Here is a 24,828-nt window from a genome sequence, read left to right on the forward strand (position 1 = left end):
CGCCCGCTTCCCCGTACCAGTGGGGGATGCGGGATCCAGCGGTTCGACGAGGGATGGCCATGGGCAGGGCGCACGTCTCCACAGACCGGCCGGTCGCCGGCCGGTACCGGCTGGTCGAGATCACGCACCGGGAGACCAACCGGGTGAGCTGGTACGCCGACGACCTGCGGACGGGCCGCCCGTGCCTGGCCACCCGCACCGAGCTGCCGCGGGACGCCGGCGAGGCGGCCCGCCGCGTCCCCTCCCGTGTCCTGCGGGCTTCCGGGAGCGTGGGCGGGCTGTGCCCCGGCCGGGTCGGCACCGTCGTCGACGCCGTCGGCGAGGGCGACGCGCTGTGGACCGTCACCGCGTGGATCGACGGCACCCCCCTCGACGAGGTCCTCCGCGAGCAGGGGCCGTTCACCTGGGTGCGGGCCGCGCGCGTCGGGCTGGAGCTGCTGGACGTGCTGGACGCCGCGCACGCCGGGGCCGTCACGCACGGGGAGCTCAGTCCCGGCCAGGTGTTCCTGCGCGAGGGCGGCCCGGTCGTCGTGACGGGATTCGGACTGGCCGGCACGACGCCGGCGCCCCGGCTGACGGCGCCGTCGTTCGCCTCCCCTGAGCAGGCCCGCGACCAGCGGATCGGCCCCGCCGCCGACCTCTGGGCGCTGGGCGCGATCCTCTACACGATGCTCGAGGGACGGCCGCCGTTCCGGGACCGCGGACGGCCCGAGGCCACGCTGCGGGCGGTGGACCGGCTGCCGCTGCGCACCCCGGTGCGCTCCGGCCCGCTCACCCGGGTCGTCCAGGGTCTGCTGCGCAAGGACGCGCGGGAGCGGCTCACCCGTCAGGTGGTCCGTGAGGCACTCACCCGGGTGCTCCGCGAGGCTCCCGGGGCCGAGGCGGCGGCGCCGGAGGCCCCGCCGCACGGCGTGCCCGCCACCGGCCGGGGCCGGGAGCGGAGCAGGAGGGCCCTGGTGCCGGGCATCGCCCTCGCCGTCGTCGCCGTCGCGGCGGCCGTGCTCGTCACGGCGCACGGGCTGCCCGGCTCCGGCGGCGGCGCCGAGGCGGACGCGCCGCCGTCCTCGGCGTCCGCCGCGGGCGGCTCTCCGGCGCCCGGTGGCGGGGACGGCGGCCCCGGCGCCGGGGGCGTCACCCCGCCGTCCGTCACGCCGTCCCCGTCCCCGTCCCCGCCGGGCACGGGCGGTCTTCCGCCCGGCTTCTCGACCTACCGGGCGCCGGAGGGCTTCTCCGTCGCGCTGCCCGGCGGCTGGAAGCGGCTGGACACCTCGGACACCGCCGGTCTGGCCTACCGCGTCACGTTCGGCGCCGACGGGGACCCGCGCACCCTCGCCGTGACCTACAGCGAGCGGGTGGGGGCGGACGCCGTGGCCGTGTGGCGCGACGACGTGGAGCCGGGGCTGGAGCGGTCCGGGGGGTACGAGCGGATCGGCGGCATCACGGCGAGGACCTACCAGGGGCGCGAGGCCGCAGACATGGAGTGGTACGCCGAGGACGACGGCGCCCGGGTGCGCACCTTCGGCCGGGGCTTCCTCCTGGGCAGCGGCCGGGGCTTCTCGCTGCGCTGGACCACCCCGGCCGCCGCCTGGGAGGAACCCGCGAGCCGCGAGGCGCTGAGGACCTTCCTAGGATCCTTCCGGCCGGGCTCGCCGTGAGCGGCCCGGGGCCCGCAGCCCGCGCAGCGGCCAGTCGCCCAGCGGGCGGGTGAGCCAGCGGGCGGTGAAGGTCCGTCCGGCGAGGGAGCAGGTGACCCGGAGCCGGTGCGGTGTCTCGAGGAACGCCACGTCCGCGGTGAGGGTGCCGCCGGTCCAGCCTCCGCTCACGGCGACCGGGACGGGTTCCTCGGTGACGGTCCATCCCCGCCCGCCGGAGCGGACCTCGAACGGCTCGCCGTCCTCCGTCAGCCGCAGCGTCCAGCCACCGTCGGCCTCGGTGACGACCTCGGCCTCGGTCAGCTTCGGCCGGTCGGCGCAGATCCCGCCCTCCGGCGCGAACACCGCGCCCGCCCACTCCCCGCCGTCCTCCGGCGGTGCGGGGCTCCCGCCGGCCGGGGGCAGGGCGAGCCGGTCCAGGCGCTCGCGCAGGGCGGCGTCGGCGGCCTCCCGGCCGGTCAGCGGCCCGGTGCGGAAGGCGGGCAACAGGTGCCGCCACACCAGGTCCAGGTACTCCTGCATCCGCTCGGTCGCCGTGGTCGCGGCGATCACCGCGTCGTGCTCGGGCAGGACCAGGCAGTACTGCCCGTACGCGCCGTCGCCGCGGAAGCCGTGCCGGGAGATCCAGAACTGGTGCCCGTAGCCGCGGTCCCAGTCGGACCTGTCCCCCTCCCCCATGGCGCCCTCGGTGGACACGTGCGGGCGGGAGGCGCGGGCGACCCAGCCCTCGGGGAGCAGCCGCTCGCCCTGCCACATGCCGTCGTCCAGGTACAGCTGGCCCAGGCGTGCGACGGCGTCGGTCGCGGCGTGCAGTCCGCTGAAGCCGATCTCGCGGCCGGCCCGGTCCCGCTGCCACACCGTCTCGCCGATGCCCAGGGGGTCGAACAGGCGGGGGCGCAGGTAGTCGGTGAGGGTCTGTCCCGTGACCCGCTGCACGATCGCGGCGAGCGTGTACGTGCAGGGCTGGTTGTAGGCGAAGACGGTCCCCGGATCGTGCTCGGGCGGCTGGAGCAGGAAACCGCGCACGGGTTCGGCGCGGTCGGCGCCGTAGGCCGCGTCGATCGTCTCCCGGTCGTGGCCGCTCGCCATGGACGCCACGTGCCGCACCCGCATCGCCCGGCTGCGCGGGTCGGTGATGTCGGCCTCGAACTCCGGGAAGTAGGACAGCACCGGGGCGTCGAAGTCGATCAGCCCCTCGCCCTCGGCGAGCGCGGCGGCCGTCGCCGTGAAGCTCTTGCTCAGCGAGTACAGCAGGTGCGGGCGCCGCGCGGTGTACGGAGCCCACCAGCCGGCGGCGACGACCCGGCCGTGGCGCAGGATCATCAGGCTGTGCGGCTCGATCTCCGGGGCGGCTTCGAGGGCGTCGAGGAAGGCGTGGACACCGGACGCCTCGACGCCCTGGGCGGCGGGGTCGGAGCTGGGGAGGGAACGGGCAGTCATGGGGGCATCCTGCCCCGGCGGCCCCCGGACGATCCGCCGTTTTCAGCGGCCCGGTCCGGGGACCCGGGCGGCATGGTGCAAATCGGATACACGATGATGACCGAGCAGGCCGGGCCCCGCGAGCTGGTCGAGCACGTGGTGCGGGCCGAGGACGCGGGCTTCGACTTCTCGGTGACCTCCGACCACTACTTCCCCTGGCTGGCCTCCCAGGGTCACTCGCCGTACGCCTGGAGCGTGCTGGGCGCCGCCGCGCAGGCCACCTCGCGCATCCCGCTGATGACGTACGTGACGTGTCCGACGTTCCGCTACCACCCCGCGGTGGTCGCGCAGAAGGCGGCGACGGTGCAGCTGCTGTCGGAGGGCCGGTTCCGGCTGGGGCTCGGCTCCGGCGAGAACCTCAACGAGCACGTGGTGGGCGGCGGCTGGCCGTCGGTGGACGTGCGGCACGAGATGTTCGAGGAGGCGGTGGAGATCATCCGGGAGCTGTTCGAGGGTGGCCACGTGAACCGCCGGGGCACGCACTTCGACGTCGAGTCGGCCAAGCTGTGGGACCTGCCGGACCAGCCGCCGCCGATCGGCATCGCCGTGTCGGGGAAGCGGTCCTGTGCCCTCGCGGGCCGACTCGCCGACCTGGTCATCGCCACGGAGCCGAAGGCCGAGCTGCTCGACGCCTTCGACCGGCACGGCGGGCAGGGCAAGCCGCGGGTGGGGCAGCTGCCGGTGTGCTACGACCCCGACCGGGACGCGGCCGTCGCACGCGCCCACGACCAGTTCCGCTGGTTCGGCAACGGCTGGAAGGTCAACGCCGAACTGCCGCACCCGGACAACTTCGCGCTGGCGACCCAATTCGTGCGCCCGCAGGACGTCGCCGAGTCCGTCCCGTGCGGCAGCGACCCGGCGGACTTCGTCGAGGCGGTGCGCCCCTACGCCGAGGCGGGCTTCACCGAGATCGCCCTGGTGCAGATCGGCGGCGAGTCGCAGCCGCGGTTCCTGGACTGGTCGGAGAAGACGCTGCTGCCGGTCCTGCGGGACGCCTTCGGCTGACGGCGGCCGCCCCGTGCGGCGATTGCATCCGCCCGGCGGGGCATGCCGCGTCGATCCGGGGTACTAGGGCTTCCCTACGCCCGGCTCTGCGAAAGGCCTCCCGTGAACTCGTTCGTGCACAAGACCCTGGTGGTGGAGCTCCAGGCGGGCGTCACGGACCGCTTCCCCGTGCTCGCCCACCTGAGCTACGAGGCGTCCGACCCGTTCGCCGTGACCGTCGTGTTCAGTCACGACGGCCGGGTCCTGGCCCGCTGGCAGCTGGACCGCGAGATGGTCACCGAGGGCCTCACCCGGGCCGTCGGCATCGGCGACGTGCGGCTGAGTCCGGAGTCCCGGGGAGTGGGCCGGGAACTGCGGATGGAGTTCCTCGGTGAGGCGCACGCCGACGGGGGCCGGCACCACGCGGTGGTGTTCGCCTGGGCCGAGACCGTCGGCGACTTCCTGCACCGGACCCGTCTCGTGGTCCCTCCGGGCACCGAGGACGCGGGCCTGGACGACTTCCTCGCCGACGTCCTGGCCGGGAGCTGAGACGCCGGCTGGCCGTCACCGGGTCGTGTGGCGGTACCGCGCCCAGATCGGCAGGCCGAACCAGCACAGCAGGTACCAGAACACCACTCCGGTCACCAGGTACGGGACGTAGTCGTCGTCGGTGGCCACGCGCAGGATGAGCAGCAGGGAACAACTGGTGGTGGCGAGCAGCAGCGCGAGCCCGAGCAGGGTGAGCCGGGAGGCCCAGCGCACCGCGTGCGCCTTGATGCGCCGTCCGGAGACCAGGCGGTGCAGGGCCACCGGCCCGATGAGCGCGCCCGTGGCGCAGGCGCCCAGGACCACCGTCACGATGTAGATCGTCTGGTCGGTGCCGGACAGGTCGGCGTACTTCGGCGTGAACACGACGGTCAGCAGGAAACCGAACAGGATCTGCACGCCCATCTGGGCCACACGGACCTCCTGGATGAGTTCCGTCCACATCCGGTCGGCCCGTTCGTCCTCGGTCTCGTTGCGACCCCGGCGTCTGTTCTCGTCCCATCCCGTGTCCGGCACGATGCCTCCCTCGGCGTAGCACTCTCTTCCCGGATGCCCCGAAAGCCGCCGGCCCTCCCCGGCTGCCGCGGTTTGGGCGCACCGGGCCCGGTTACACGGACGGCGATGACACCGAGGCCAGGAGGTCGTGGGACGTATGACGGACACCCAGCTCACCGTGACGCTCAGCGGCGGGGACGTCGACGACGCCCGAGCGGTCGTCCGGGCCCTGGAGGGCACGTTCGGGACGGCGGACCAGCAACCCTCCGAGGACGGGGCGACGGTCCGCGTGGCGACGTTCAGCGGGGAGGGCGGAGAGGGCGCCGGGGACACGGAGGGGGGCACGCTCTCGGCCCCGGTGCGCGTCACCGTGCAGGGCACCCCGCAGGCGGTGCGGCGGGCTAGCGACACCCTCGCGCGGGTCTTCCCGGCCCGCGACGAGGGCGCCGCCTCCGGCGACCAGGAGCAGGAGAGGCAGCTGCTCCTCCAGCCGTGACGGCCGCGGCGCGCGCCGCTACCAGCGGGCCTCCACCTGGTCCTTGATCCGCGCGTCGTAGAGGTCGCGGATCGCCGTGAGCGTCCGGTCCGGCAGCTCCGGCAGCCGGGCCGCGGCCGCGTTGGCGCGGGCCTGCTCGGGCGAGCGGGCGCCGGGGATGACGGTGGTGACGCCCGGCTGCTGGACGATCCAGCGCAGGGCCAGCTGGGCCGGGGTGTACCCCTCGGGGGCGAGCCCGGCGAACTCGGCGGCCGCTTCCACGCCCGTCGCGTAGTCGACGCCGGAGAAGGTCTCTCCCTGGTCGAAGGCCTCACCGTGCCGGTTGAAGGACCGGTGGTCGTTCTCGGCGAAGACGGTGTCCCTCGTGTACTTCCCGGACAGCAGCCCGGAGGCGAGCGGAACCCGGGCGATGATGCCGACGCCCGCCTCCCGGGCAGCCGGGAGCACCTCGCGCAGCGGCTTCATGCGGAACGGGTTGAGGATGATCTGCACACTCGCCACGTTCGGCCGCGCGATCGCGGCCAGCGCCTCCGCGCAGGTCTCCACGCTGACGCCGTAGGCGGCGACGCGCTCCTCCGCGACCAGGGTGTCGAGGGCGTCGAAGACCTCGTCGGTGGAGTAGACGGGGGTGGGCGGGCAGTGCAGCTGCACCAGGTCGATGCGGTCGACCCCGAGGTTGCGCCGCGAACGGTCGTTCCAGGCGCGAAAGTTGTCCAGTACGTAGTTCTCGGGGATCTGGTCGACCCGGCGGCCCATCTTGGTGGCGACCAGTACGTGCAGGTCGGGCCGTCCGCTGAGGAACGAGGCGATGGTCTGCTCGCTGCGCCCGTCGCCGTAGACGTCGGCGGTGTCGAAGAAGGTGACGCCCGATTCGGCGGCGGCCTCCAGGACCGTGAGGGCCTCCTTGTCGTCGACGTCGCCCCAGTCCGCCCCGAGTTGCCATGTGCCGAGCCCGATCACCGATGCGTGCTGGCCCGACCTGTCGAAAGTGCGCTCGTCCATGGGGATCAGTCTGTCATCCGTCACGGCCGGCGGCGCGGGCGCGCCGCCCCGGGCCCCCCGGGCGCGTCCGGCGCGGGATCACGCCAATCTCACGGCGTGACGCGCGCCACAGCCCGTACGCGGCCCGCGGAAGATCATCCGGCTGGTGTCCCGCGCGGCGCGGAATATCGCCTTCCGTCATCGCGGACCCACCTCCCGCAGCAAGATCACCTTCGTTCAATCCTGTATGACATAACGGGAATTGCCCGGATCGCGGCCAACCGCGTCGACGGCATTTCACCCGTTACCGGCGCGGGCGATAGGCATGCGGGGTCCTGATCGCACATCGACCCCCAGGAGATCCGCATGCCGGAACTCAGCCGCCGCCGTGTGCTCACCACCGCGGCCGCCCTCACCACCGCCGTGGGAGCCCGGCCGGTCCTCGCCCCCTCGGCACGGGCCGCCGAGGGCGACGGGCACGGCCACCACTCCCCCGCGGCCTTCGACGAGGTCTACCGGGGCCGCCGGATACGGGGCGGCCCGACCGGTGCCGGCGGTCATCACGCTCACGGGCCCGGCTACGCCGTGTCCGTCGACGGCGTGGAACTGCACGTGATGCGCAACGCCGACGGCAGCTGGATCAGCGTCGTCAGCCACTACGACCCGGTCCCCACCCCGCGCGCCGCCGCCCGCGCCGCGGTGGACGAGCTCCAGGGCGCCCCGCTGCTGCTTTTCCCCGCCAACTGATCACCACCACGAGCACACCGGGAGCACCCCGCACCATGACCGTCCGCAAGAACCAGGCCGTCCTGACCGCCGAGGAGAAGCGCCGTTTCACCGCCGCCCTGCTGGAGCTCAAGCGCAGCGGCCGTTACGACGAGTTCGTCACCACGCACAACGCCTTCATCGTGTCCGACACCGACCACGGCGAGCGGACCGGACACCGCTCCCCCTCCTTCCTCCCCTGGCACCGCAGGTTCCTGCTGGAGTTCGAACGGGCGCTGCAGTCGGTGGACGCGTCGGTGGCCCTGCCCTACTGGGACTGGACGGAGGACGCCGGCCGCGGGGTGCGCTCCCCGCTGTGGGCACCCGACTTCCTCGGCGGCGACGGCCGCAGCCGGGACGGCCGGGTGACGGACGGTCCGTTCGCCGCGTCCACCGGCGCCTGGCCGATCACCGTGCGGGTGGACGGCCGCACGTACCTCAGACGTGCGCTCGGCGCCGGCGGACGCTCTCTGCCGACGCGCGCGGAGGTCGAGTCCGTGCTGTCGATGCCCGTCTACGACACGCCGCCCTGGAACAGCGGCTCGGACGGCTTCCGCAACCACCTGGAGGGCTGGCGCGGCGTCAATCTGCACAACCGGGTCCATGTGTGGGTGGGCGGGCACATGGCCACCGGGGCGTCCCCCAACGACCCGGTGTTCTGGCTGCACCACGCCTACGTCGACAAGCTGTGGGCCGAGTGGCAGCGCCGGCACCCCGGTTCCGGCTACCTGCCGGCCGCCGGGACGCCGGATGTCGTCGACCTGGACGAGACCATGCGTCCGTGGCACGACACGACCCCGGCGGACCTGCTGGACCACACCCCGCACTACACGTTCGACACCTGAGCGGCCCGGTCAGGCACCGGCCGCCGTACGGCACTCGGGGTGGCCCCAGCCCTTGTCGTTCCGGGCGATGGCCTCGCCGGCCGCGTAGGAGCGTCCGCACGGGCAGCGCCCCGGGAACTTCGCCTTGACCGTGCGGGAGGACGATCCGCCGGCACGCTGCCGGGGTGCCTTCTTCCCGCCGGACCCGCGCCCGGCCGCACCCCCTGACGGGCGGTCGGGGGCAGGCGGCGGTTCGGGCGATCCCAGCGCGCTGCCGGCGTCCTCCTGGGCGGTGGCCGCCTGGCCGGCCGCCCGGTCGGCGAAGTCGTTGAGCCGGTCACCGTCGACCTGGTGGGCGGGGACGTAGCGGAACTCCACGGAGCGGTCCTGCAGCAGACCGTCGATGCGCACGACGAGGTCCTGGTTGGCGACCGGTTTGCCGGCCGCGGTGCGCCAGCCGTTGCGCTTCCAGCCGGGCAGCCAGGTGGTGACGGCCTTCATGGCGTACTGCGAGTCCATCCTGACCTCGAGCGGCACGTCCGGGTCCGTGGCCGTCAGCAGCCGCTCCAGGGCGGTGAGTTCGGCGACGTTGTTGGTGGCCCTGCCCAGCGCCCCCGCTTCCCAGCGGACGGGCGTCCCGGACGCGTCGGCGATCACCCAGCCCCAGCCGGCGGGTCCCGGGTTCCCCTTCGAAGCCCCGTCGCACGCGGCCACCACACGTTCACGCATGCCTCCGATCATGCCATGGCCGCGCGGACGGTCCGGCCCCGCTCAGTCCACGTCGGTGGTCCGCGGCGGCTCGCCCGTGGTGGCCGTGGTGTCGATCACCGAGAAGTGGGCGCCCTGCGGATCGCTGAGCGCCGCGAAGCGCCCGAACGGCGTGTCCATCGGCCCGAACCGCAGCACGCCCCCGCGCCGGGTCGCCCGGGCGACGGCCTCGTCGCAGTCGGCGACGGCGAAGTAGACGTTGATGTACGGCGGCACCTCGGGCGGGAAGTCGTCCGTCATCCTCATCCGGCCGAGCACGCTGCGCTCGCCGAGGTCGTAGATCCGGAAGTCCGGCTCGTCCGGGTCCTCGAACCGCTTGGAGCGGTAGGAGAAGACGGCGGGGAAGAACGCGTCGGACTTCTCCGGCTCACGGGTGAAGACCTCCGCCCAGCAGTACGCGCCGGGTTCGTCCACCGCCTGGAATCCCTCGTGGGTGCCGGCCTGCCAGAGGCCGAAGACGACCCCGCCCGGGTCGCGGGCCAGGCACATGGTGCCGAAGTCACCGACCGGCATCGGCTCCATCAGCAGCTCGCCGCCGTTGTCGCGGATCCTCTCCGCGGTCGCCGCCGCGTCCCGCGCCGCGAAGTAGAGGCACCACTGCGAGCTGCCCTCCTGGCCCGGCATGGGCGGAACGACGGCCGCCACCGCCTTGCTGCCGGCGTAGGCCTGGGTGTAGTTGCCGTACTCGGGCGACGTGTCGCCGAAGGTCCAGCCGAGGACGTCGCCGTAGAAGCCCTTGGCTGCCTCGATGTCGTCGAACATCGCGTCGGCCCAGCACGGGGCCCCTTCCGGTGGTGCGGCCATGGCTGCGGCCCTTTCGCGAGGGGTGTCGGTCCGTTTCCTCACGCTAGTCACCCCCGTCCCGGCCCGCGCGCCGGGCCGTCGCCGGGCCCGGTGGCACCCGCGTCTTCCCCGCCGGCCCCGGTTGTGCTTGCCTGGGGGGCCGTTTCGCCGGCCGGGGGGATGCCGCCGTATGCGCAAGCCGTGGATCGTGCCCGTGGTGCTCGCCGCCGCGCTGCTGGGCGGGTGCACCGATCCGTCGTCCGGGCCGGAGGCCCGGCCCGCTCCGGCGGCCCACTCCCCCGGGCCCTCGGCCACCACGCGGCAGCCGGCGCCCGCCGCCCCCGCCCCGCCCGCGGCCCCGCCGACGGTGCTGTACCTGGGCGACTCCCTGGCGACGGAGAACCAGCAGGTGCTCGGCGACGAACTGCGTGAACAGCTGCGGGCCGACTACACCGGCGCCCCGTACTCGGGCACCACCGTCTGCGACTACCTGGAGGGGTCGGCCGGGCGGTCCCTGGTACCGGCGTCCGACAAGGCGGCCGCGCTGGTGCGCGAGCTGCGCCCGGACTACGTGGTGCTGCAGTTCTGGGGCAACTCCTGGGGCTACACACCGTGCATGGACGGGATCACCTACGACGGGGCACCGGAGCGGTACTTCGCACGGTACGCGGCCGACGTGCGGCGCCTGACCGACCAGATCCGCTCCGCGGGCGGGCGGAACGGCCCGCGGATCGTGTGGGTGCTCCAGGGCCCGGACCCGGTCACTCCCGAGCGGGTGCGCCGGGTCAACGCGCTCTACGAGCGGCGTGCCGCCGGTTCCGGCGACCTCGTCGCCGACGCGGGCGCGGCCGTGAGCCCGGCGGGGGCCCGGTACACCTGGGCGCAGTACCTGCCGTGCGACGCCTACGAACGTGCCCGCCCCGGCCACTGCACCGAGCCCGGCCGGGACCGTACGGCGCTGCACCTCGACGAGGACCCCCTGCACTTCTGCCTGGCGCCCACGACGTCCGAGCCCCGGCCGTGCCCGGTGCCCTCGCCCGGTATCCGGCGCATCGCCCGGGAGATCACCCGGGTGATCGCCGGACACGTCCGCGCGGGCTGAGCCGACTCGGGAAAACCGTTCGACACGCGCGTGCGGGCGGCGCTGTGATGGACCGCATGTGCGCGCTGAGGATGCGTCCCGACGAAGTGGACGTCGACGCCCCGCTGATACACCGGCTGATCGCGGACAGCTTCCCGCGGTGGGCCGGGCTGCCGGTGCGGCGGCTGCGCTCCTCGGGGACCGAGAACGCCATGTTCCGGCTCGGTACGGAGCTGGTGGTGCGGCTGCCCCGGCATCCCGGCGCCGTCGGCAGCGTGGCGCACGAGCAGCACTGGCTGCCCCGGCTCGCGCCGCTGCTGCCGTTCGCGTCGCCGGAGCCGCTGGGCCGGGGGGAGGCCGCTCACGGGTTCCCGTGGCCGTGGTCGGTGTACCGCTGGCTGGACGGCGTGAACCCGGTCGCGGGCGAGGTGGAGCATGCGGACGCGCTCGCCCGGGACCTCGCCGCGTACCTCACCGCGCTGCGCGCGATCGACACGGCGGAGGCACCGGCCTGTTCCCGCGGCGTGCCCCTCTCCACCCGGGACACGCCGACGCGCGAGGCGATCGCGCGGCTCGCCGGGCGGGTCGACCGGCGGGCGGTCACCCGGCTCTGGGAGGAGGCGCTGACGGCACCGGAGCACACCGGGGCGCCGGTGTGGGCACACGGCGACCTGTCGCCGGGGAACGTGCTGACCGGCGGCGGCCGGCTCCGCGCCGTCATCGACTACGGCTGCGCCGGGGTGGGCGATCCGGCGGTCGACCTGATCGTCGCCTGGAACCTGCTGCCCGCCGGGGCCCGGGGGGCCTTCCGCGAAGCGGTGGGCGCCGACGACGCGCAGTGGGCACGCGGGCGGGGCTGGGCCCTGTCCGTCGCGCTGATCCAGCTGCCGTACTACTGGGACACCAATCCCCCGCTGGCGGCGAACTCCCGTCACACGATCGGGGAGATCCTGGCCGAAGGGCGGTAGCCGCGGGACCGGGCGGCCCCGGTCCCGCGCCGCCCCGGCCCCCTCACTCGCCCGCGTACGCCTTCTCCAGGGCGGCGATGTCGAGCCTGCCCATCGTCATCATGGCCCGCATGGCGCGGTCGGCCTTCTGCCGGTCGGGGTCGCTGATCATCTCGGTCAGCCGTGCGGCGTTGACCTGCCAGGAGACGCCGAACCGGTCCTTGAGCCAGCCGCAGGGGCCGTGTTCGCCACCGCCCTCGACGAGCTTCTCCCAGTAGTGGTCGACCTCCGCCTGGTCGGCGCAGTCCAGCTGGAAGGAGATCGCCTCGCTGAAGGTGAACTGGGGTCCGCCGTTCAGCGCGACGAACTTCTGGCCGTTGGCCGTGAACTCGACCGTGAGCACGGAGCCCTCGGCGCCGGGCGCGGCGCCGGTGTTGCGGACGACCTCGCCGAGCTTCGCGTTCTCGAAGACCGAGACGTAGAACTTCGCGGCCTCCTCGGCCCGGCCGTCGAACCAGAGACACGTGGTGAATCCGTCGGTGTTCATGCATACCTCCCGGGGCGTGGAACGCGGTCACCAGTGTCGACCGGTGCGGACCGGAGAACTCATCGGTGGCCGGGCGACGGGGACTACGGAGCGGCTCTGCCCGTGGCGAATCTGCCGCGGGCAGAGTTCTCCCCGCTCGCCGCCCCGGCCGGTCGACAGTGGGAGGCACGCGGTCGTCCCGGCCGCGTGTCCACCAGCCATCACAGGAGCGCCGATGTCCCGACTCATCGCCGTCCCCCGGCCGGCCCCGCTGCCCCGGGCCGCGGAGGGCGACACCCCGCCGACGCCGTACGACGACCATCTCGCCGCCCAGCTGCTCGCGCAGCGGATCGTGCTGCTCGGCACCCAGGTCGACGAGGTCTCCGCGAACCGGGTCTGCGCCCAGCTGCTGATCCTGTCCGCCGAGGACCCCCGCACCGACATCAGCCTGTACATCAACAGCCCCGGCGGCTCGGTCCACGCGGGGCTGGCCATCTACGACACCATGCGGCTCATCCCCAACGACGTCTCCACGCTGGCGATGGGCTTCGCGGCCAGCATGGGCCAGTTCCTGCTGTGCGTCGGCACGCCCGGCAAGCGGTACGCCCTGCCGAACGCGCGCGTGATGATGCACCAGCCCTCGGGCGGCATCGGGGGCACCACCGCCGACATCGAGATCCAGGCGGAGAACCTGGAGTTCACCAAGCGGACCGTCGAGCGGATCACCGCCGAGCACACCGGGCAGAGCGCCGAGACCATCTCCCGGGACGGCGACCGGGACCGCTGGTTCACCGCCGAACAGGCCAGGGAGTACGGGATGGTCGACCGGGTGGTGGAGTCGCTGGAGGACGTCCGTCCCGCCGCGACACGGCACAGGGCGGGGCTGCGGTGATGGGTTCCTACACGATCCCGCACGTCGTCGAGCGCACCCCGCAGGGCGAGCGGTCCTACGACGTCTTCAGCCGGCTGCTGTCCGAGCGGATCATCTTCCTCGGGACCGAGATCGACGACGGCGTCGCCAACGTCGTCATCGCCCAGCTGCTCCACCTGGAGTCGGCGGCGCCGGAGAGCGAGATCGCCGTCTACATCAACTCCCCCGGCGGCTCGTTCACCTCCCTGATGGCGATCTACGACACGATGACGTTCGTCCGGGCCCCCGTCTCGACGTTCTGCGTCGGGCAGGCGGCCTCCACGGCTGCGGTGCTGCTGGCCGGCGGGGATCCGGGACGGCGGTTCGTGCTGGAGCACGCGCGGGTGCTGCTCGGGCAGCCGGCCGCGGACGGTGCGCGCGGCACGGCGTCCGACCTGTCGCTGCGGGCGAAGGAGATGGTGCGGATCCGGTCCCAGGTGGAGGAGGTGCTGTCCCGGCACACCCCGCACGACGTGGCGACCCTGCGGGCGGACATGGACCGCGACAAGGTGTTCACCGCCGGGGAGGCCGTGGCGTACGGCCTCGCCGACGAGGTGCTGACCCGGCGCCTGGTGGGGGTGTAGCCGCCGGGATGTCCTTCAGGCGGCCAGGCACAGTCCGCCGTGCGGTGCGGAGGCGGGCACGCCGCGCGCGGCCGGGGCCCGCAGGGCGGTGACGCGGACCAGTTCGCCGTGGGCCCGGGCCAGCAGGTCGCCGAGGCCGAGACCGAGGGCGTGGGCGGCGGCCGCGAGGACCTCCGAGGAGGCCTCCTTGCGTCCCCGCTCGACCTCGGAGAGGTACGGCACGGAGATGCGGGCCTCGTCCGCGACGTCCTTCAGCGTGCGCTCCTGGGCGAGCCGCTCCCTGCGCAGCACGTCGCCGACGAGGTCGCGCCACAGCGGCTCTCTGGGCGCGGGCCCCGGAGCGGTCCGGGCCGCAGGCGGTCGCAGGGGAAGGACGGAGGTGTGGTTCGGCACTCGACTGGTCACCCGCTCAGCCTAGGAAGTTCGGTCCGCAGGGGAAGGGAGCGGCGTTCCGCCCTGAGTGAAGCCGTCCGGCGAAGAGGCGCCGCGCTGCCCCGCGCGACGCTTCGGCGTACCCTCGGACGCAGGACATGCGAACCGGTGCGCACCACGTCTTTCGAATCGGTCGGAAGGTGGTGTGCATGGATCGGCATGGGCTGGGTACTCGCGAGGCTCAGGCAGTCGCAGCCGTGACGTTCGTGGGGAGAGGAAATGGGGACCGCCGTGATCCGGTCGCAGGCACGGGTAGTGGATGAGCGCGCCGAGGCCGGGACGGGTGACGGCGAGCTGCGGAGGATCGATCCCCGGACCGTCGCCCCGCGCGACGCGCGGGAGCTGTCCCGCCAGTTCTTCCACCGGCTGACCGAGCTGGAGGAAGGCACGCGCGAGCACCAGTACGCGCGCAACACCCTCATCGAGATGAACATGTCCCTCGTGCGGTTCGCGGCCGGGCGGTTCCGCGGCCGCGGCGACGACATGGATGACATCGTGCAGACCGGCATGATCGGCCTGATCAAGGCGATCGACCGGTTCGAGCTGTCCCGCGAGGTGGAGTTCACCTCCTTCGCGCTGCCGTACATCGTGGGCGAGATCAAGCGGTTCTTCCGCGACACCACCTGGGCCGTGCACGTGCCCCGGCGGCTCCAGGAGCTGCGGGTCGAGCTGGCCAAGGCCCGCGAGGAGCTCGCCAGCAGGCTGGACCGGGAACCCACGGTCGCCGAGCTGGCCACCCTGATGAACCTCACCGAGCAGCAGGTCGTCGAGGGGCAGATCGCCGCGAACGGCTACAACTCCTCCTCCCTGGACGCGGCCCTCACCGGTGACGGCCCGGAGAACGGCGAGTCCGTCCTCGCCGACTTCATCGGCGTCGAGGAGGAGGGCCTGCGACTCGTCGAGGACTTCCACGCGCTGGCCCCGCTCATGACCGAGCTCAGCGACCGCGACCGCGAGATCCTGCACCTGCGGTTCGTGGAGGAGGCCACCCAGGCGGAGATCGGCGAGCGCCTGGGCTGCTCCCAGATGCACGTCTCCCGGCTGATCAAGCGGATCATCGCCCGTCTGCGCGAGGGCATGTTGGGCGAGCTCGGCTGCGCCTGAGACGGCGGCGGGCCGGGTCGGTCAGGCGTCGTCGAGGCTCAGTACGGCACGCACGCGCTTGCCGACCGGGACGCGCTCCACGGAGACGTCCAGCGCCAGCGCCCGGACGATCTCCAGTCCGTGCCGTCCGACGCGCTGGGGGTCGCGGGGGAAGACGCGCGGCAGGGTCGCGCTGCTGTCGTAGACGGCCACGGTGACCGAGGCGTCCGTGCCCTCCAGTTCGAGGATGTACGGGCCCTCACTGTGCCGGTCGGCGTTGGTGACCAGTTCACTGACCACCAGCAGCACCGCACCGTCCGACCGCGCGTCGATCGTGGCGCACCACTCGGTCCTGAGCTGCTGGAGGAACGCCCCCGCGAAGGACCGGGCCTCGGCGATGCATCCCGGCTCGCCGGTGAAGTGTGCGGCCCGCCGCAGCGGTTCCACGGGTACGTCGAAACCAGTCGGTATCACTGCCCCGTCCAAGTGATAGGTCATGCGCGTTCTCTCTGCGTAGCCGGCCCGGCCGGACGATGTGCACCAGTCCTGGTACCCCGACATCGGCGGCACAGTCCACCTGATCCGTGTGCGTCTCCGCCACGCGGGGAACCCGGTTCGCGCCGGTTCCGGCGGAAGAGGGTGCCATGAACGAACTGACGGCGGTGCGGAGCCTCGCGACGCTGCCCGTGGTGACGCTGGGCGGGGACGCCGTGGCCCACGTGAAGGACACGGTCTTCGACCCCTCGGCCGGGCGGATCGCGAGCTTCACGCTGACCGGACGGACCCTGCTGTCGGGGCCCCTGCCGCGGGATCTGCCCTGGCCCGCGGTGCACTGCCTGGGCCGCGACGCGGTCATGGTGCGTGACGCGGGGGCGCTGTGCGACCTGCCGCTGTCCGCGGTGCGCCGCGACACGGCGCGCGGGCGGCTGCTCGGCGCGCAGGTACTGACCGACGAGGGCGAGACGGTGGGGACGGTGCTCGACGTCCTGGTCGAGGGCGGTACCAGCGGCCGGCTCGTCGCGTTCCGGCTGGCGGCCCACCGGGAACTGGTGCACGGCTCACGGCACCGCCGGCACCGGGTGTACGTGCCGCGGGGCGAGGCGCTGAGCGTCAGCGGGCGGACGCTGGTGATACCGGCGCACGCCACGGCGTACGTCAGCGACGACGTGCCGGCCTTCACCGCGCGCGTGGGTGCCCGGCACGACCGCGGAAGGGGTGCGGCGCGATGATGCTGTTCTCCCGGGTGCGGGGGCTGCCCGTGCTGACTCCGGGGGACGCCGGCCGGGTCGGCGTGGTGCGGGCGCTGACCGTGGGCGGAGCGCCCTGGCGCGTGACGTCCGTCCGGATCGCGCGCGGGCGGTTGCGCAAGGACGCGGCGGTGGCCTGGAGCGCGCTGGGCGCCGCCGGAGCGGACCTGCTGATCGCCCGCTCGGGCGGGGGGTCCGACCCGGTCCCGGCCGGCCGCGAACTCGTCGGGAGCCGGGTGCTCACGGAGTGCGGCGAGGAGCGCGGCACGGTGCTCGACGCGGCGTTCGACCCGCTCACCGCCCGCATCGAGGCGGTCCTGACGACGTCCGGCGAGCTGCCGCCCGACCGCCTGCTGGGCCTCGGTGACCACGCCCTGGTCGTCCGCGCCCCGTCGGGCCGGGCGCCGGGCTGAGGCGCGCGGACGGACCTCCCGGCAGGCGGCACCGGCCCGCGCTGCTTAGCGTGCACACGTGAGCGCACGCACCTCTTCCGGCCCGGTGGTCTCCCGCCACGGCTGGGCGCACGCCCTGGTCACGGTCATCGGCGCGCTGGCCGCCATGGGCGCGGTGGCCGCGCTCGGCCTGTGGGCGGCCGGCGCCGCGGACCTTCCGGGCGGCGCCTTCCCCCAGGTGCTCGCGGCGACCCTGGTGACGGCCGTCGGCGGCACGGTGCGGCTGTCCGGGGACGCGGGCGGGCTGGCCGGCACGGAGGGCGGTCTGGCGGTCATCCCGTTGTCCGTCACCCTCGCCGGTGCGCTCGCCGTCGGCTGGGGCTTCCTGCGTCCACTGCGCCGGCGGGCGGTCGCCGGAGCACCCGAGCTGGGCGGGTGGGCGGCGCGGATCGCCGTGCTGTGGCTGCTCGTGCTCGTCGGGCTGGGGCTCGCCGCACGGCACACCTTCGAGATCCCGCTCGGGGACGGGCCGCTCGGGGACCTCGGTGAGCTGTTCGGCTTCAGGCCGGTGGTCGGCTTCGCCGCCGACGTGCCGCTGACCGTGCTCATCGGCCTGGTGTGGCTGGCGGGGGTGCTGCTGGTGGCGCTGATGGTGTCCGGCGGCGCGCCGCTGCCCGGGGGCCTGCTGCGCTTCCAGGCGTCGGTGCGTCCCGCGGCGCGGGCGATGGTGCGGCTGCTGCTCGCCGCCGTCGTCATCGCTCTCGTGGTGGCGCTGGTGGTGGCCGCCACCCGGGGCCACCCGGTCGAGACGTTCGCCCTGATCCTGCTGGGGCTGCCCAACGTGGCGTGGCTCGCGCTGACCGTCGGGCTCGGTGCCACCTGGGACGGCAGGGTGGAGGGACCGTTCGGGCTGCCCATGCCGCAGGTCCTCGACGAGGTGCTGCGCACTCCTGAGCTCTCCGAGCTGAACCTGGGCACCCTCGTCGAGCACGACGGGGCGAGGTGGTGGTGGCTGCTGGTGGCCGACGCGGTGCTGCTGCTGGCCGCCGCGTTCATGATGGCGGCCCTGTCCCCCGCGGACGTCCGGGTCCGGCAGCACGCCGTGCGCCTGGCGGTGGCACTGGCGCTCACGGTGCTGATGATCTGCCTCATGGCCCGGGTCTCCGCGCGGATCGGCCTGTCCGTGCTCGGCATCGGTGATCTGGGCGAGGGGTTCTCCGGGGAGGTCCTGCTGACGCCGCGGCTGTGGAGCGCCCTGGGACTGGCCCTGCTGTGGGGACTGGCCGCCGGGTTCGCGGGGGCGTCGGCGGCACGGGTGCTGCGCCGGCGGGGCGGCGGCGGGACCGGCCGCTGAGGCGCTGTCCGGCGGGACGGACGGGTCCGTCCTCAGGCGACCGGGACGCCGAGTGCGCGGGCGGCGCGCTGCATGCGCAGGGCGTCCACGGATTCGGCGAGCAGTTCGTACTCGGTGGTCTCGTCCCCCGTGGCCAGGCGCACCAGGCGCCCGGCGGCGAGCGCCTCGGCCACTTCTTCCTGCCGCACCGCGTCGCCGCACCAGGCACGCAGCACGGCGGGTACGTCGGGCACGCCGTCGGGGACGGGGACGAGCGCGCCCGGCGGTAAGTGCTCGGCCTCGGGCCGCGGGTCGAGCCGCTCGGCGATCCAGGAGGCACGGTCGCGCAGCCACCACAGGGCCAGGGCCAGGGTGGGCGCGCGGTAGGTGCCCAGGGGCACTCCTATGCGCCGGCCGTCGCAGACGCCGTAGGCCGTGACGTGGCACAGGAATTCGTCGTGCACGTTCCCTCCCCCGCTGCGTCGCGGGCCCGCCGGTACGGGCCGGCTGCCCGCCCGTGCGGCTCGCGTGCTGTGCGTGAGGGCGCCGTCGCGCGGTGTGAAGCGCTCTCCTTGTCGAGTATGTTCACGGCTGAATCACTGTCACCATGTGTTTCCGGCCAGTCTCCTGGCATATTCACGGTGCCGGCTGGCCGAAACGATGCGGTGCGTGGCCGGCGGCGCGCGTGACCTCGGGGGTCACCGGGCGCGCCGCCCGCACGGGGCGGGGTGGGCGCGGCCGGCCGGCCGCCGCGGGACCGCCTCGGCGCGGCGGCGGCGCCCCGGGCGCGGTCTCCGGCTGCCCCGGCGGCGCGCCGTCGCCGGCGGTGACGCCGGCGCGCGGAGGGGCCGGTTCGGTCCCGTCACCGGATCGCGGGCCATCACGCGCGGCGCCGGGGCCCGGGTCCGTGCCGGGACGGCGTCGCCGGCCGGGTGCCGACGGGGGCGGATCCGGCCGGGCGGGCCGTGACTACCCCTTGACGACCGCGTCGATGCGGGACAGCTCGTCGTCGCCGAAGTCGAGGTTGCGGGTGGCCGCCACGCTGTCCTCGAGCTGCTCCGGGCTGCTCGCCCCGACCAGCGCGGAGGTGAGCCGGCCGCCGCGCAGCACCCAGGACAGCGCCATCTGGGCCAGCGTCTGGCCGCGGCCGGCGGCGATGCCGTTGAGCTCCCGCAGCCGGCCCACCAGCTCCCCGGTGAGGGCGTCGGTGTCCAGGAAGGGGCTGTCGCTCGCGGCCCGGGAGTCCTCGGGGATGCCGTCGAGGTACCGGGCGGTGAGCAGGCCCTGCTCCAGCGGGGAGTAGGCGATGGAGCCGACTCCCAGCTCGTCCAGGGTGTCCATCAGTCCCTCGTCCTCCGGACGGCGGTCGAGCATCGAGTAGCGGGGCTGGTTGATCAGCAGCGGTGTCCCCAGCTCGCCGAGGATGCGGGCGGCCTCGCGGGTCTGCCCGGCCGAGTAGTTGGAGACGCCGACGTAGAGCGCCTTGCCCTGCTGGACCGCCGAGTGCAGGGCGCCCATCGTCTCCTCCAGCGGAGTCTCCGGGTCGAAGCGGTGCGAGTAGAAGATGTCGACGTGGTCCAGGCCCATCCGGCCCAGGCTCCGGTCCAGCGAGGACAGCAGGGACTTGCGCGAACCCCATTCGCCGTACGGGCCCGGCCACATCAGGTATCCGGCCTTGGTGGAGATCACCAGTTCGTCGCGGTACGGCGCGAAGTCGGCCCGCAGCGCCTCGCCGAGGGCGGACTCCGCCGCACCGGGCGGCGGCCCGTAGTTGTTGGCCAGGTCGAAGTGGGTGACGCCCAGGTCGAAGGCGCGGCGCAGGATGGCCCGCTGGGTGGCGGCCGGACGGTCGGGTCCGAAGTTGTGCCACAGGCCGAGCGAGAGCGCGGGGAGCTTCAGGCCGCTGCGTCCGGTGCGCCGGTAGGGCATGTCCGCGTAACGGTCGGGGTGTGCGGTGTACAACGCGACTCCAGGGGGTTGACACACGTCTCGGCGGTTCCGGCGAACCGCTCGCCCCACTCTGTCGTGACCTGCGGGCAGTGGTCCAACAGAAGAATCCGATGATATTCAGCGGATACGCTTCTCAATCATGGAACTGCGTCACCTCCAGCACTTCGTCGCCGTCGCCGAGGACCAGCACTTCACCCGCGCGGCGGAACGGCTGATGGTCTCCCAGTCGGGCCTGTCCGCGTCCATCCGCGCCCTGGAGCGCGAGTTGCAGACGCCGCTGTTCGTCCGGACGACCCGCAGGGTGACGCTCACCGAGGCCGGGCGGGCGCTGCTGGCGGAGGCGGAGCGGGTGCTGGCCCAGGTACGGGCCGCTCACGAGGCGGTGGCGGCGGTGCAGGGCGTCCTGCGCGGCACCCTGGCGCTGGGCTCGGAGCAGTGCATCGCCGGGGTGCACGTGGCGCAGCTGCTCGCCGCGTTCCGGCGCCGGCACCCCGACGTGGAGATCCGGCTGCGGCAGTGGGGGTCGGCCGCGCTGGCCGAGGAGGTCGCGGCGGGCCGGCTGGACCTGGCGTTCGCCTACCGGACGGAGGCGGACCCGGAGCAGCTGCGGTCGGTGCCCCTGACCAGCGAACCGATGACCGTGCTCTGCCATCCCGGCCACCGGCTCGCCCGGGCCGGGACGCCGGTGACCCCGCGGGACCTGGCCGACGAGGTGTTCGTCGACTTCCACCCCGACTGGGGCCCGCGCCGCGCCACCGACGCCGCCTTCGCCGCCGCCGGCGTACGGCGCACGGTGGCGCTGGAGGTGAACGACGTGCACAGCCTCCTCGACCTGGTGGACGAGGACCTGGGCGTCGCCGTCGTGCCGCGGCACTTCCGGCACAAGCGCGAGGCCCTCACCGCGCTCCCGCTGAAGGACACCGACGAGGCCGTGTACGAGACGGTCGCCCTGGTGCCGTCGCCGCGGGCGGCCAGTCCGGCGGCGCGGGCACTGATGGGTCTGCTGGACGGCGGGGGCGCGTGAGGCGCCCGGATGCGCGAAGGTGGGGGGCATGCATGCCAAGGACATCCTCATCGACGGCTTCGGCCGTGTCCGGGAAGAGGTCCACGCCGCCGTCGAGGGCCTCGGCCCCGACGGGCTGAACGCCCGGCCCGGCCCCGACGCGAACTCCGTGGCCTGGCTGGTCTGGCACCTCACCCGGGTCCAGGACGACCATGTCGCCGACGCCTTCGGCCACGAGCAGGTGTGGCTCTCCGAGGGCTGGGAGAAGCGCCTCGGACTCGGTCTGCCCCGGCACGACACCGGGTACGGGCACACCTCGGCGAAGGTCGCCGGGGTGCGGGTCGGCTCCGGCGACCTGCTGACCGGCTACCACGACGCGGTGCACGAGCGGACCCTGGGCGCGCTGCGCGCCCTGACCGCCAAGGACCTGGAGCGCGTGGTCGACGAGCGCTGGGACCCCCCGGTGACGCTGGGCGTCCGGCTGGTGAGCGTCCTGTCCGACGACCTTCAGCACGTCGGACAGGCCGCCTACGCCCGGGGGCTGGTGCGCAGCGCCGCGTCGTAGCCGGGCAGGACCACGTCCCGGAGCAGGGCGTTGCGCTCGTCGAACGGGAGGAAGGCGCTCTTCACGGCGTTCACCGTGACGGTCCGCAGGTCCTCGACGCTCCAGCCCGCCTCCTCGACCAGCAGGGACATCTCACGGGTCATCGTGGTGCCCGAGACGAGACGGTTGTCCGTGTTGAGGGTGACACGGAAGCCGAGGTCCTTGAGCGCCGTCACCGGGTGCCCGGCGATCGAGGTGGCGGCGCCGGTCTGCAGATTGGAGGTGGGGCACATCTCCAGGGCGATCCGGCGGTCACGGATCCAGGCGGCGACGCGGCCGAGCTTGCCGCCCGCTAGGTCCGGGATGTCCTCGGTGATGCGCACCCCGTGCCCGATGCGCTGGGCGCCGCACACCTGGACGGCCTGGTGGATGCTGGGCAGGCCGTGGGCCTCGCCGGCGTGGATGGTGAACGGCACGTTCTCGCGGCGCAGGTACTCGAAGGCGGCGAGGTGGTCGGCGGGCGGGAAACCGTCCTCGGCGCCGGCGATGTCGAAGCCGACGACGCCGGCGTCCCGGAAGGCGACGGCGAGGTCGGCGGCCTCACGGACGCGGTCGAACATCCGCATGCCGCACAGCAGGGTGCCGACCCGGACGGGCGTCCCGGCGGCCGCCGCCTTGGCCATGCCGGCGGCGAGGCCCTCCTGGACGGTCTCCACGACCTCGCGCATCGTCAGCCCGCCCCGGGTGTTCAGCTCGGGGGCGTAGCGCACCTCGCCGTAGACGACACCGTCGGCGGCGAGGTCGAGGACGTACTCCTCCGCGGTGCGCAGCAGGCCCTCGCGGGTCTGCATGACGGCGAGGGTGTGCTCGAAGGTGGCTATGTAGCGCACCAGGTCGCCGGAGTTCGCGGCCTCGACGTACCAGGCGGCGAGTTCGCCGGGGTCGGTGGTGGGCAGGGTGTGGCCGACCTCCCGCGCGAGCTCCACCACGGTGGCGGGGCGCAGTCCGCCGTCGAGGTGGTCGTGCAGGACGGCCTTGGGGAGCTGGCGGATCACATCGGCGTCTACGCGCGTAGCGGTCATGGCGGGGGCCTTCCTTGAGCGGGCGGTTCCGAGCGGAGGGAGAGAGGTCAGGCGGCGGGCTGGAGCAGGTCCCAGCGGTTGCCGTACAGGTCCTGGAAGACGGCGACCGAGCCGTACGGCTCCAGGCGCGGCTCCTCCAGGAAGGTCACGCCGGCGGCGGTCATCCGCGCGTGGTCGCGGGCGAAGTCGTCGGTGTACAGGAAGAAGCCCACGCGTCCGCCGGTCTGGTCGCCGACCCTGGCCCTCTGGGACTCCCCGTCGGCGCGGGCGAGCAGCAGGGCCGTCCCGGTGTGCCCGGCGTCCGGTTCGACGACCACCCAGCGGCCGCCGCCCGGCCGGGGCGTGTCCTCGGCGAGCCGGAACCCGAGGGCCCCGGTGAAGAAGCCGACCGCCTCGTCGTAGTCGTCGACGACGAGGGTGACCAGGGGGATGCGTCTCATCGTGACCTCTCGCAGGGGTGATTGACCGGAGAGGTTATACGTAAAACCGGCGCGTGCGCCAATCCCGTTCCGGGACGGTTTCCCCGGAACGGGACCGGTCGTCCGGCTACGGGAGGACGTACGTGTTGAGGGCGGTGACGGCGGAGGCGGGGTCACCCAGGTCGTAGCGGTCCACGGCGAGGTAGGTCGGCTTCTTGCGGGCGGCCGGCTGACAGAAGCGGCGGGCCCGGTCGGCGAGCTTGGCGTTGTCGGTGCCGGCCGTGGAGGCGACGGCGGCGTCCCGGAAGTGGTTCATGACGAACAGGGGGCGGAAGCCGGGCTCGGTGCGGGTCAGCGGGATGTTGGTGCCCGCGTCGTACCAGCGGCTGTAGCAGGACCAGTCGGAGGTGCCCACGCCCGGCCCCATGGACCAGTGGTTCTCGACCGTCCACTCCCGCTGGTACATGACGCCGAAGGTGTCCCGGGTCAGTCCGGCAGCCCGGTCGGCGGCGCGACTGCGGTCGGTGAAGATCAGCAGCCGCTGCCCCGCGGCGGCCAGCTCACCCATGGCCGGCCAGCCGTTCTCCCGGACCCCGGTGCGGTCCGGCCGGTACAGCACCTCCGACAGCCCCTGGACGCGGGCGAGTTCGGCGCGCAGCACGCCCGGGTCGACGTAGTCCTCCAGGAAGACGGTGACGAACTGGTCGGGACGGGCGCGCAGGAAGTCCACCATCCGCTGGAGGCCGACCCACAGGGCGACGGGTCTGCGGACGAGGGTGCAGCTGTTGTGGCAGAGGATCGCGCCGTCCGGGGTCTGGTGCACGTCCATCATGAATCCGCGGACACCGTCGGCGAGTTGGCGGTCGATGCCGCGGTTCTGGTTGGGGAAGAGGTCGATGAAGGGCGGGGCGAAGCCGCCGTCGACGCCGTTGGCGTAGGCGTTGTGGGCGGTGAGGAAGGTGACCTGGTCCAGGGTGCGCCGCTCCCACGGCGGCGCGGCCCGCGTCACCGGGTCGGCCGGGGTCAGGTACCAGCCGGCGAGGTCGCCGGTGCCGGTGCCGACGGCGAGCGGGGCGGGGTGGTTGGCGCCGGAGGGCTTGGGGGCGACGGTGAGGCGGTGGCCGGTGCCGGGGACGGCCAGCGTGAACCGGTCGGCTCCGGCGGGGCCGATCTCCCACCGTGCGTCCGGGCTCGCGCACGGGACGGTCCGGGCCAGGTCGCCGGTCCGGCCGAGGCAGGTGCCGGGGCTGTCGGCGCTCTCCAGGGTGCCGTCGGCGCGCAGGTTCCACTGCTGGCGGTCCTCGTCGCCGCGCGGCCGGTGCTGTTCGACCGCTCCCGAACGGTCGGCGGCGTTGAGTCCGGTGACGGCGCTCTGGACGTAGTAGGTGCCCGGGGGCGGGACGGCGTCCGCGGCGGAGACGGGTGCCGGTGCCACGACCGCCGCGGCCAGCGCGGCGGCCGAGACGGTCGTGGCGAGCAGGGCGTGGGGGGTGCGCATGGTGGGTGCCCTTCGTCCGGGCAC

Annotated in this window: 29 protein-coding genes; 16 read left to right on the forward strand and 13 right to left on the reverse strand. The window is 73.9% G+C overall.

The window, feature by feature from the left end:
* The first annotated feature begins 59 nt into the window (after window positions 1-59).
* Window positions 60-1,655 (forward strand): serine/threonine-protein kinase, encoded by a 1,596-nt coding sequence (locus IE118_RS16730; RefSeq protein ID WP_189558710.1) that lies wholly within the window; start codon window positions 60-62, stop codon window positions 1,653-1,655.
* Here the strand turns inward: IE118_RS16730 and IE118_RS16735 are convergent.
* Entirely contained in the window at window positions 1,626-3,092 is a 1,467-nt protein-coding gene (locus IE118_RS16735; RefSeq protein WP_189558711.1) for a serine hydrolase domain-containing protein, read from the reverse strand. The two genes, IE118_RS16730 and IE118_RS16735, sit on opposite strands and share 30 nt — an antisense overlap.
* A 72-nt stretch (window positions 3,093-3,164) precedes the next feature.
* Here IE118_RS16735 and IE118_RS16740 point away from each other — a divergent pair, with 72 nt between their 5' ends.
* Entirely contained in the window at window positions 3,165-4,136 is a 972-nt protein-coding gene (locus tag IE118_RS16740; protein WP_189558712.1) for an LLM class F420-dependent oxidoreductase, read from the forward strand.
* A 102-nt stretch (window positions 4,137-4,238) separates the two neighbouring features.
* The gene (locus tag IE118_RS16745) at window positions 4,239-4,664 is read left to right on the forward strand and encodes an SsgA family sporulation/cell division regulator (protein WP_189558713.1); all 426 of its coding nucleotides are present in this window, start codon (window positions 4,239-4,241) and stop codon (window positions 4,662-4,664) included.
* A gap of 15 nt (window positions 4,665-4,679) precedes the next feature.
* Here IE118_RS16745 and IE118_RS16750 read toward each other — a convergent pair whose 3' ends face one another.
* A complete protein-coding gene (locus IE118_RS16750) occupies window positions 4,680-5,105 on the reverse strand; it encodes a DUF6328 family protein (RefSeq protein WP_229846851.1) in 426 nt (141 codons plus the stop codon).
* Between the two features lie 208 nt (window positions 5,106-5,313).
* Between IE118_RS16750 and IE118_RS16755 the strand changes: the two genes are divergently transcribed.
* Window positions 5,314-5,652 (forward strand): hypothetical protein, encoded by a 339-nt coding sequence (locus tag IE118_RS16755; RefSeq protein ID WP_189558715.1) that lies wholly within the window; start codon window positions 5,314-5,316, stop codon window positions 5,650-5,652.
* An 18-nt stretch (window positions 5,653-5,670) separates the two neighbouring features.
* On the opposite strand, the gene IE118_RS16760 is transcribed toward IE118_RS16755, so the two are convergent.
* Window positions 5,671-6,654, reverse strand: coding sequence for an aldo/keto reductase (locus IE118_RS16760; protein WP_189558716.1), 984 nt, complete (start codon window positions 6,652-6,654; stop codon window positions 5,671-5,673).
* A 345-nt stretch (window positions 6,655-6,999) separates the two neighbouring features.
* Between IE118_RS16760 and melC1 the strand changes: the two genes are divergently transcribed.
* A complete protein-coding gene (melC1, locus tag IE118_RS16765; protein WP_189558717.1) occupies window positions 7,000-7,380 on the forward strand; it encodes an apotyrosinase chaperone MelC1 in 381 nt (126 codons plus the stop codon).
* A 35-nt stretch (window positions 7,381-7,415) separates the two neighbouring features.
* Entirely contained in the window at window positions 7,416-8,243 is an 828-nt protein-coding gene (gene melC2 / locus IE118_RS16770; RefSeq protein WP_189558718.1) for a tyrosinase MelC2, read from the forward strand.
* Window positions 8,244-8,252: 9 nt separating this feature from the next.
* Here the strand turns inward: melC2 and IE118_RS16775 are convergent, their stop codons facing one another.
* Both IE118_RS16775 and IE118_RS16780 read right to left on the reverse strand, forming a co-directional pair.
* On the reverse strand, window positions 8,253-8,963 hold the full coding sequence (locus tag IE118_RS16775; protein ID WP_189558719.1) for a ribonuclease H family protein: 711 nt from the start codon (window positions 8,961-8,963) through the stop codon (window positions 8,253-8,255).
* 30 nt (window positions 8,964-8,993) lie between these two features.
* Entirely contained in the window at window positions 8,994-9,794 is an 801-nt protein-coding gene (locus tag IE118_RS16780; protein ID WP_189558720.1) for a VOC family protein, read from the reverse strand.
* Window positions 9,795-9,963: 169 nt separating this feature from the next.
* On the opposite strand from IE118_RS16780, the gene IE118_RS16785 reads away from it, so the two are divergent.
* Together IE118_RS16785 and IE118_RS16790 are read left to right on the forward strand one after the other, a co-directional pair.
* The gene (locus IE118_RS16785; RefSeq protein ID WP_189558721.1) at window positions 9,964-10,875 is read left to right on the forward strand and encodes an SGNH/GDSL hydrolase family protein; all 912 of its coding nucleotides are present in this window, start codon (window positions 9,964-9,966) and stop codon (window positions 10,873-10,875) included.
* Between the two features lie 47 nt (window positions 10,876-10,922).
* Window positions 10,923-11,822 (forward strand): aminoglycoside phosphotransferase family protein, encoded by a 900-nt coding sequence (locus tag IE118_RS16790; protein WP_373298376.1) that lies wholly within the window; start codon window positions 10,923-10,925, stop codon window positions 11,820-11,822.
* A gap of 43 nt (window positions 11,823-11,865) precedes the next feature.
* On the opposite strand, the gene IE118_RS16795 is transcribed toward IE118_RS16790, so the two are convergent.
* Window positions 11,866-12,348 (reverse strand): VOC family protein, encoded by a 483-nt coding sequence (locus tag IE118_RS16795; protein WP_189558723.1) that lies wholly within the window; start codon window positions 12,346-12,348, stop codon window positions 11,866-11,868.
* A 214-nt stretch (window positions 12,349-12,562) separates the two neighbouring features.
* On the opposite strand from IE118_RS16795, the gene IE118_RS16800 reads away from it, so the two are divergent.
* Both IE118_RS16800 and IE118_RS16805 read left to right on the forward strand, forming a co-directional pair.
* Entirely contained in the window at window positions 12,563-13,219 is a 657-nt protein-coding gene (locus IE118_RS16800) for an ATP-dependent Clp protease proteolytic subunit (RefSeq protein ID WP_189558724.1), read from the forward strand.
* Window positions 13,219-13,821: a ClpP family protease gene (locus IE118_RS16805; RefSeq protein WP_189558725.1), complete on the forward strand. Its 603-nt coding sequence runs from the start codon at window positions 13,219-13,221 to the stop codon at window positions 13,819-13,821. Before IE118_RS16800 ends, IE118_RS16805 begins: the two co-directional genes overlap by 1 nt.
* A gap of 15 nt (window positions 13,822-13,836) precedes the next feature.
* Here the strand turns inward: IE118_RS16805 and IE118_RS16810 are convergent, their stop codons facing one another.
* Window positions 13,837-14,226, reverse strand: a complete 390-nt coding sequence (locus IE118_RS16810) for a helix-turn-helix domain-containing protein (protein ID WP_189558726.1) — start codon at window positions 14,224-14,226, stop codon at window positions 13,837-13,839.
* 246 nt (window positions 14,227-14,472) lie between these two features.
* Here IE118_RS16810 and IE118_RS16815 point away from each other — a divergent pair, with 246 nt between their 5' ends.
* The gene (locus tag IE118_RS16815; protein ID WP_189558727.1) at window positions 14,473-15,357 is read left to right on the forward strand and encodes a SigB/SigF/SigG family RNA polymerase sigma factor; all 885 of its coding nucleotides are present in this window, start codon (window positions 14,473-14,475) and stop codon (window positions 15,355-15,357) included.
* 21 nt (window positions 15,358-15,378) lie between these two features.
* Here IE118_RS16815 and IE118_RS16820 read toward each other — a convergent pair whose 3' ends face one another.
* Complete coding sequence (locus IE118_RS16820) at window positions 15,379-15,834, reverse strand: ATP-binding protein (RefSeq protein ID WP_189558728.1); 456 nt, start codon at window positions 15,832-15,834, stop codon at window positions 15,379-15,381.
* Between the two features lie 146 nt (window positions 15,835-15,980).
* Between IE118_RS16820 and IE118_RS16825 the strand changes: the two genes are divergently transcribed.
* From IE118_RS16825 to IE118_RS16835, 3 genes are read left to right on the forward strand one after another with little or no spacing between them, the layout of a single operon-like run.
* Window positions 15,981-16,565, forward strand: a complete 585-nt coding sequence (locus IE118_RS16825; RefSeq protein ID WP_189558729.1) for a PRC-barrel domain-containing protein — start codon at window positions 15,981-15,983, stop codon at window positions 16,563-16,565.
* Window positions 16,562-16,996, forward strand: coding sequence for a PRC-barrel domain-containing protein (locus IE118_RS16830; RefSeq protein ID WP_189558730.1), 435 nt, complete (start codon window positions 16,562-16,564; stop codon window positions 16,994-16,996). Before IE118_RS16825 ends, IE118_RS16830 begins: the two co-directional genes overlap by 4 nt.
* Window positions 16,997-17,054: 58 nt before the next feature.
* Window positions 17,055-18,329, forward strand: coding sequence for a streptophobe family protein (locus tag IE118_RS16835; protein ID WP_189558731.1), 1,275 nt, complete (start codon window positions 17,055-17,057; stop codon window positions 18,327-18,329).
* Between the two features lie 32 nt (window positions 18,330-18,361).
* Here the strand turns inward: IE118_RS16835 and IE118_RS16840 are convergent, their stop codons facing one another.
* Window positions 18,362-18,772: a hypothetical protein gene (locus IE118_RS16840; RefSeq protein ID WP_189558732.1), complete on the reverse strand. Its 411-nt coding sequence runs from the start codon at window positions 18,770-18,772 to the stop codon at window positions 18,362-18,364.
* Window positions 18,773-19,277: 505 nt separating this feature from the next.
* Window positions 19,278-20,270, reverse strand: coding sequence for an aldo/keto reductase (locus tag IE118_RS16845; RefSeq protein WP_306430384.1), 993 nt, complete (start codon window positions 20,268-20,270; stop codon window positions 19,278-19,280).
* 127 nt (window positions 20,271-20,397) lie between these two features.
* On the opposite strand from IE118_RS16845, the gene IE118_RS16850 reads away from it, so the two are divergent.
* Window positions 20,398-21,282, forward strand: coding sequence for a LysR family transcriptional regulator (locus IE118_RS16850; RefSeq protein WP_189558733.1), 885 nt, complete (start codon window positions 20,398-20,400; stop codon window positions 21,280-21,282).
* A 28-nt stretch (window positions 21,283-21,310) separates the two neighbouring features.
* Window positions 21,311-21,826 carry a mycothiol transferase gene (locus IE118_RS16855; protein WP_189558734.1) on the forward strand — a complete coding sequence of 172 codons (516 nt, stop codon included), beginning with the start codon at window positions 21,311-21,313 and terminating at the stop codon, window positions 21,824-21,826.
* On the opposite strand, the gene IE118_RS16860 is transcribed toward IE118_RS16855, so the two are convergent.
* From IE118_RS16860 to IE118_RS16870, 3 genes are all read right to left on the reverse strand, one after another.
* Window positions 21,790-22,887, reverse strand: a complete 1,098-nt coding sequence (locus IE118_RS16860) for an adenosine deaminase (protein ID WP_189558735.1) — start codon at window positions 22,885-22,887, stop codon at window positions 21,790-21,792. The two genes, IE118_RS16855 and IE118_RS16860, sit on opposite strands and share 37 nt — an antisense overlap.
* 47 nt (window positions 22,888-22,934) lie before the next feature.
* Window positions 22,935-23,327: a VOC family protein gene (locus tag IE118_RS16865; protein WP_189558736.1), complete on the reverse strand. Its 393-nt coding sequence runs from the start codon at window positions 23,325-23,327 to the stop codon at window positions 22,935-22,937.
* A gap of 106 nt (window positions 23,328-23,433) precedes the next feature.
* A complete protein-coding gene (locus tag IE118_RS16870) occupies window positions 23,434-24,804 on the reverse strand; it encodes a phosphoinositide-specific phospholipase C-related protein (RefSeq protein ID WP_189558737.1) in 1,371 nt (456 codons plus the stop codon).
* Between the last annotated feature and the right edge of the window lie 24 nt (window positions 24,805-24,828).

The organism is Streptomyces pilosus, assembly GCF_014649835.1.
GTDB classification, from domain to species: Bacteria; Actinomycetota; Actinomycetes; order Streptomycetales; family Streptomycetaceae; genus Streptomyces; species Streptomyces pilosus.

What these genes read in the sequence shown, in the direction of transcription:
- melC2 (WP_189558718.1), top strand. Translation starts at nt 7,416, where the DNA reads ATGACCGTCCGCAAGAACCAGGCCGTCCTGACCGCCGAGGAGAAGCGC.
- IE118_RS16795 (WP_189558723.1), bottom strand. Translation starts at nt 12,348, where the DNA reads ATGAACACCGACGGATTCACCACGTGTCTCTGGTTCGACGGCCGGGCC.
- IE118_RS16865 (WP_189558736.1), bottom strand. Translation starts at nt 23,327, where the DNA reads ATGAGACGCATCCCCCTGGTCACCCTCGTCGTCGACGACTACGACGAG.
- IE118_RS16730 (WP_189558710.1), top strand. Translation starts at nt 60, where the DNA reads ATGGGCAGGGCGCACGTCTCCACAGACCGGCCGGTCGCCGGCCGGTAC.
- IE118_RS16820 (WP_189558728.1), bottom strand. Translation starts at nt 15,834, where the DNA reads ATGACCTATCACTTGGACGGGGCAGTGATACCGACTGGTTTCGACGTA.
- IE118_RS16850 (WP_189558733.1), top strand. Translation starts at nt 20,398, where the DNA reads ATGGAACTGCGTCACCTCCAGCACTTCGTCGCCGTCGCCGAGGACCAG.
- IE118_RS16830 (WP_189558730.1), top strand. Translation starts at nt 16,562, where the DNA reads ATGATGCTGTTCTCCCGGGTGCGGGGGCTGCCCGTGCTGACTCCGGGG.
- IE118_RS16755 (WP_189558715.1), top strand. Translation starts at nt 5,314, where the DNA reads ATGACGGACACCCAGCTCACCGTGACGCTCAGCGGCGGGGACGTCGAC.
- IE118_RS16870 (WP_189558737.1), bottom strand. Translation starts at nt 24,804, where the DNA reads ATGCGCACCCCCCACGCCCTGCTCGCCACGACCGTCTCGGCCGCCGCG.
- IE118_RS16825 (WP_189558729.1), top strand. Translation starts at nt 15,981, where the DNA reads ATGAACGAACTGACGGCGGTGCGGAGCCTCGCGACGCTGCCCGTGGTG.
- IE118_RS16775 (WP_189558719.1), bottom strand. Translation starts at nt 8,963, where the DNA reads ATGATCGGAGGCATGCGTGAACGTGTGGTGGCCGCGTGCGACGGGGCT.
- IE118_RS16805 (WP_189558725.1), top strand. Translation starts at nt 13,219, where the DNA reads ATGGGTTCCTACACGATCCCGCACGTCGTCGAGCGCACCCCGCAGGGC.
- IE118_RS16860 (WP_189558735.1), bottom strand. Translation starts at nt 22,887, where the DNA reads ATGACCGCTACGCGCGTAGACGCCGATGTGATCCGCCAGCTCCCCAAG.
- IE118_RS16785 (WP_189558721.1), top strand. Translation starts at nt 9,964, where the DNA reads ATGCGCAAGCCGTGGATCGTGCCCGTGGTGCTCGCCGCCGCGCTGCTG.
- IE118_RS16735 (WP_189558711.1), bottom strand. Translation starts at nt 3,092, where the DNA reads ATGACTGCCCGTTCCCTCCCCAGCTCCGACCCCGCCGCCCAGGGCGTC.
- IE118_RS16740 (WP_189558712.1), top strand. Translation starts at nt 3,165, where the DNA reads ATGGTGCAAATCGGATACACGATGATGACCGAGCAGGCCGGGCCCCGC.
- IE118_RS16790 (WP_373298376.1), top strand. Translation starts at nt 10,923, where the DNA reads ATGGACCGCATGTGCGCGCTGAGGATGCGTCCCGACGAAGTGGACGTC.
- IE118_RS16800 (WP_189558724.1), top strand. Translation starts at nt 12,563, where the DNA reads ATGTCCCGACTCATCGCCGTCCCCCGGCCGGCCCCGCTGCCCCGGGCC.
- IE118_RS16750 (WP_229846851.1), bottom strand. Translation starts at nt 5,105, where the DNA reads ATGTGGACGGAACTCATCCAGGAGGTCCGTGTGGCCCAGATGGGCGTG.
- IE118_RS16760 (WP_189558716.1), bottom strand. Translation starts at nt 6,654, where the DNA reads ATGGACGAGCGCACTTTCGACAGGTCGGGCCAGCACGCATCGGTGATC.
- IE118_RS16815 (WP_189558727.1), top strand. Translation starts at nt 14,473, where the DNA reads ATGGGGACCGCCGTGATCCGGTCGCAGGCACGGGTAGTGGATGAGCGC.
- IE118_RS16855 (WP_189558734.1), top strand. Translation starts at nt 21,311, where the DNA reads ATGCATGCCAAGGACATCCTCATCGACGGCTTCGGCCGTGTCCGGGAA.
- IE118_RS16780 (WP_189558720.1), bottom strand. Translation starts at nt 9,794, where the DNA reads ATGGCCGCACCACCGGAAGGGGCCCCGTGCTGGGCCGACGCGATGTTC.
- melC1 (WP_189558717.1), top strand. Translation starts at nt 7,000, where the DNA reads ATGCCGGAACTCAGCCGCCGCCGTGTGCTCACCACCGCGGCCGCCCTC.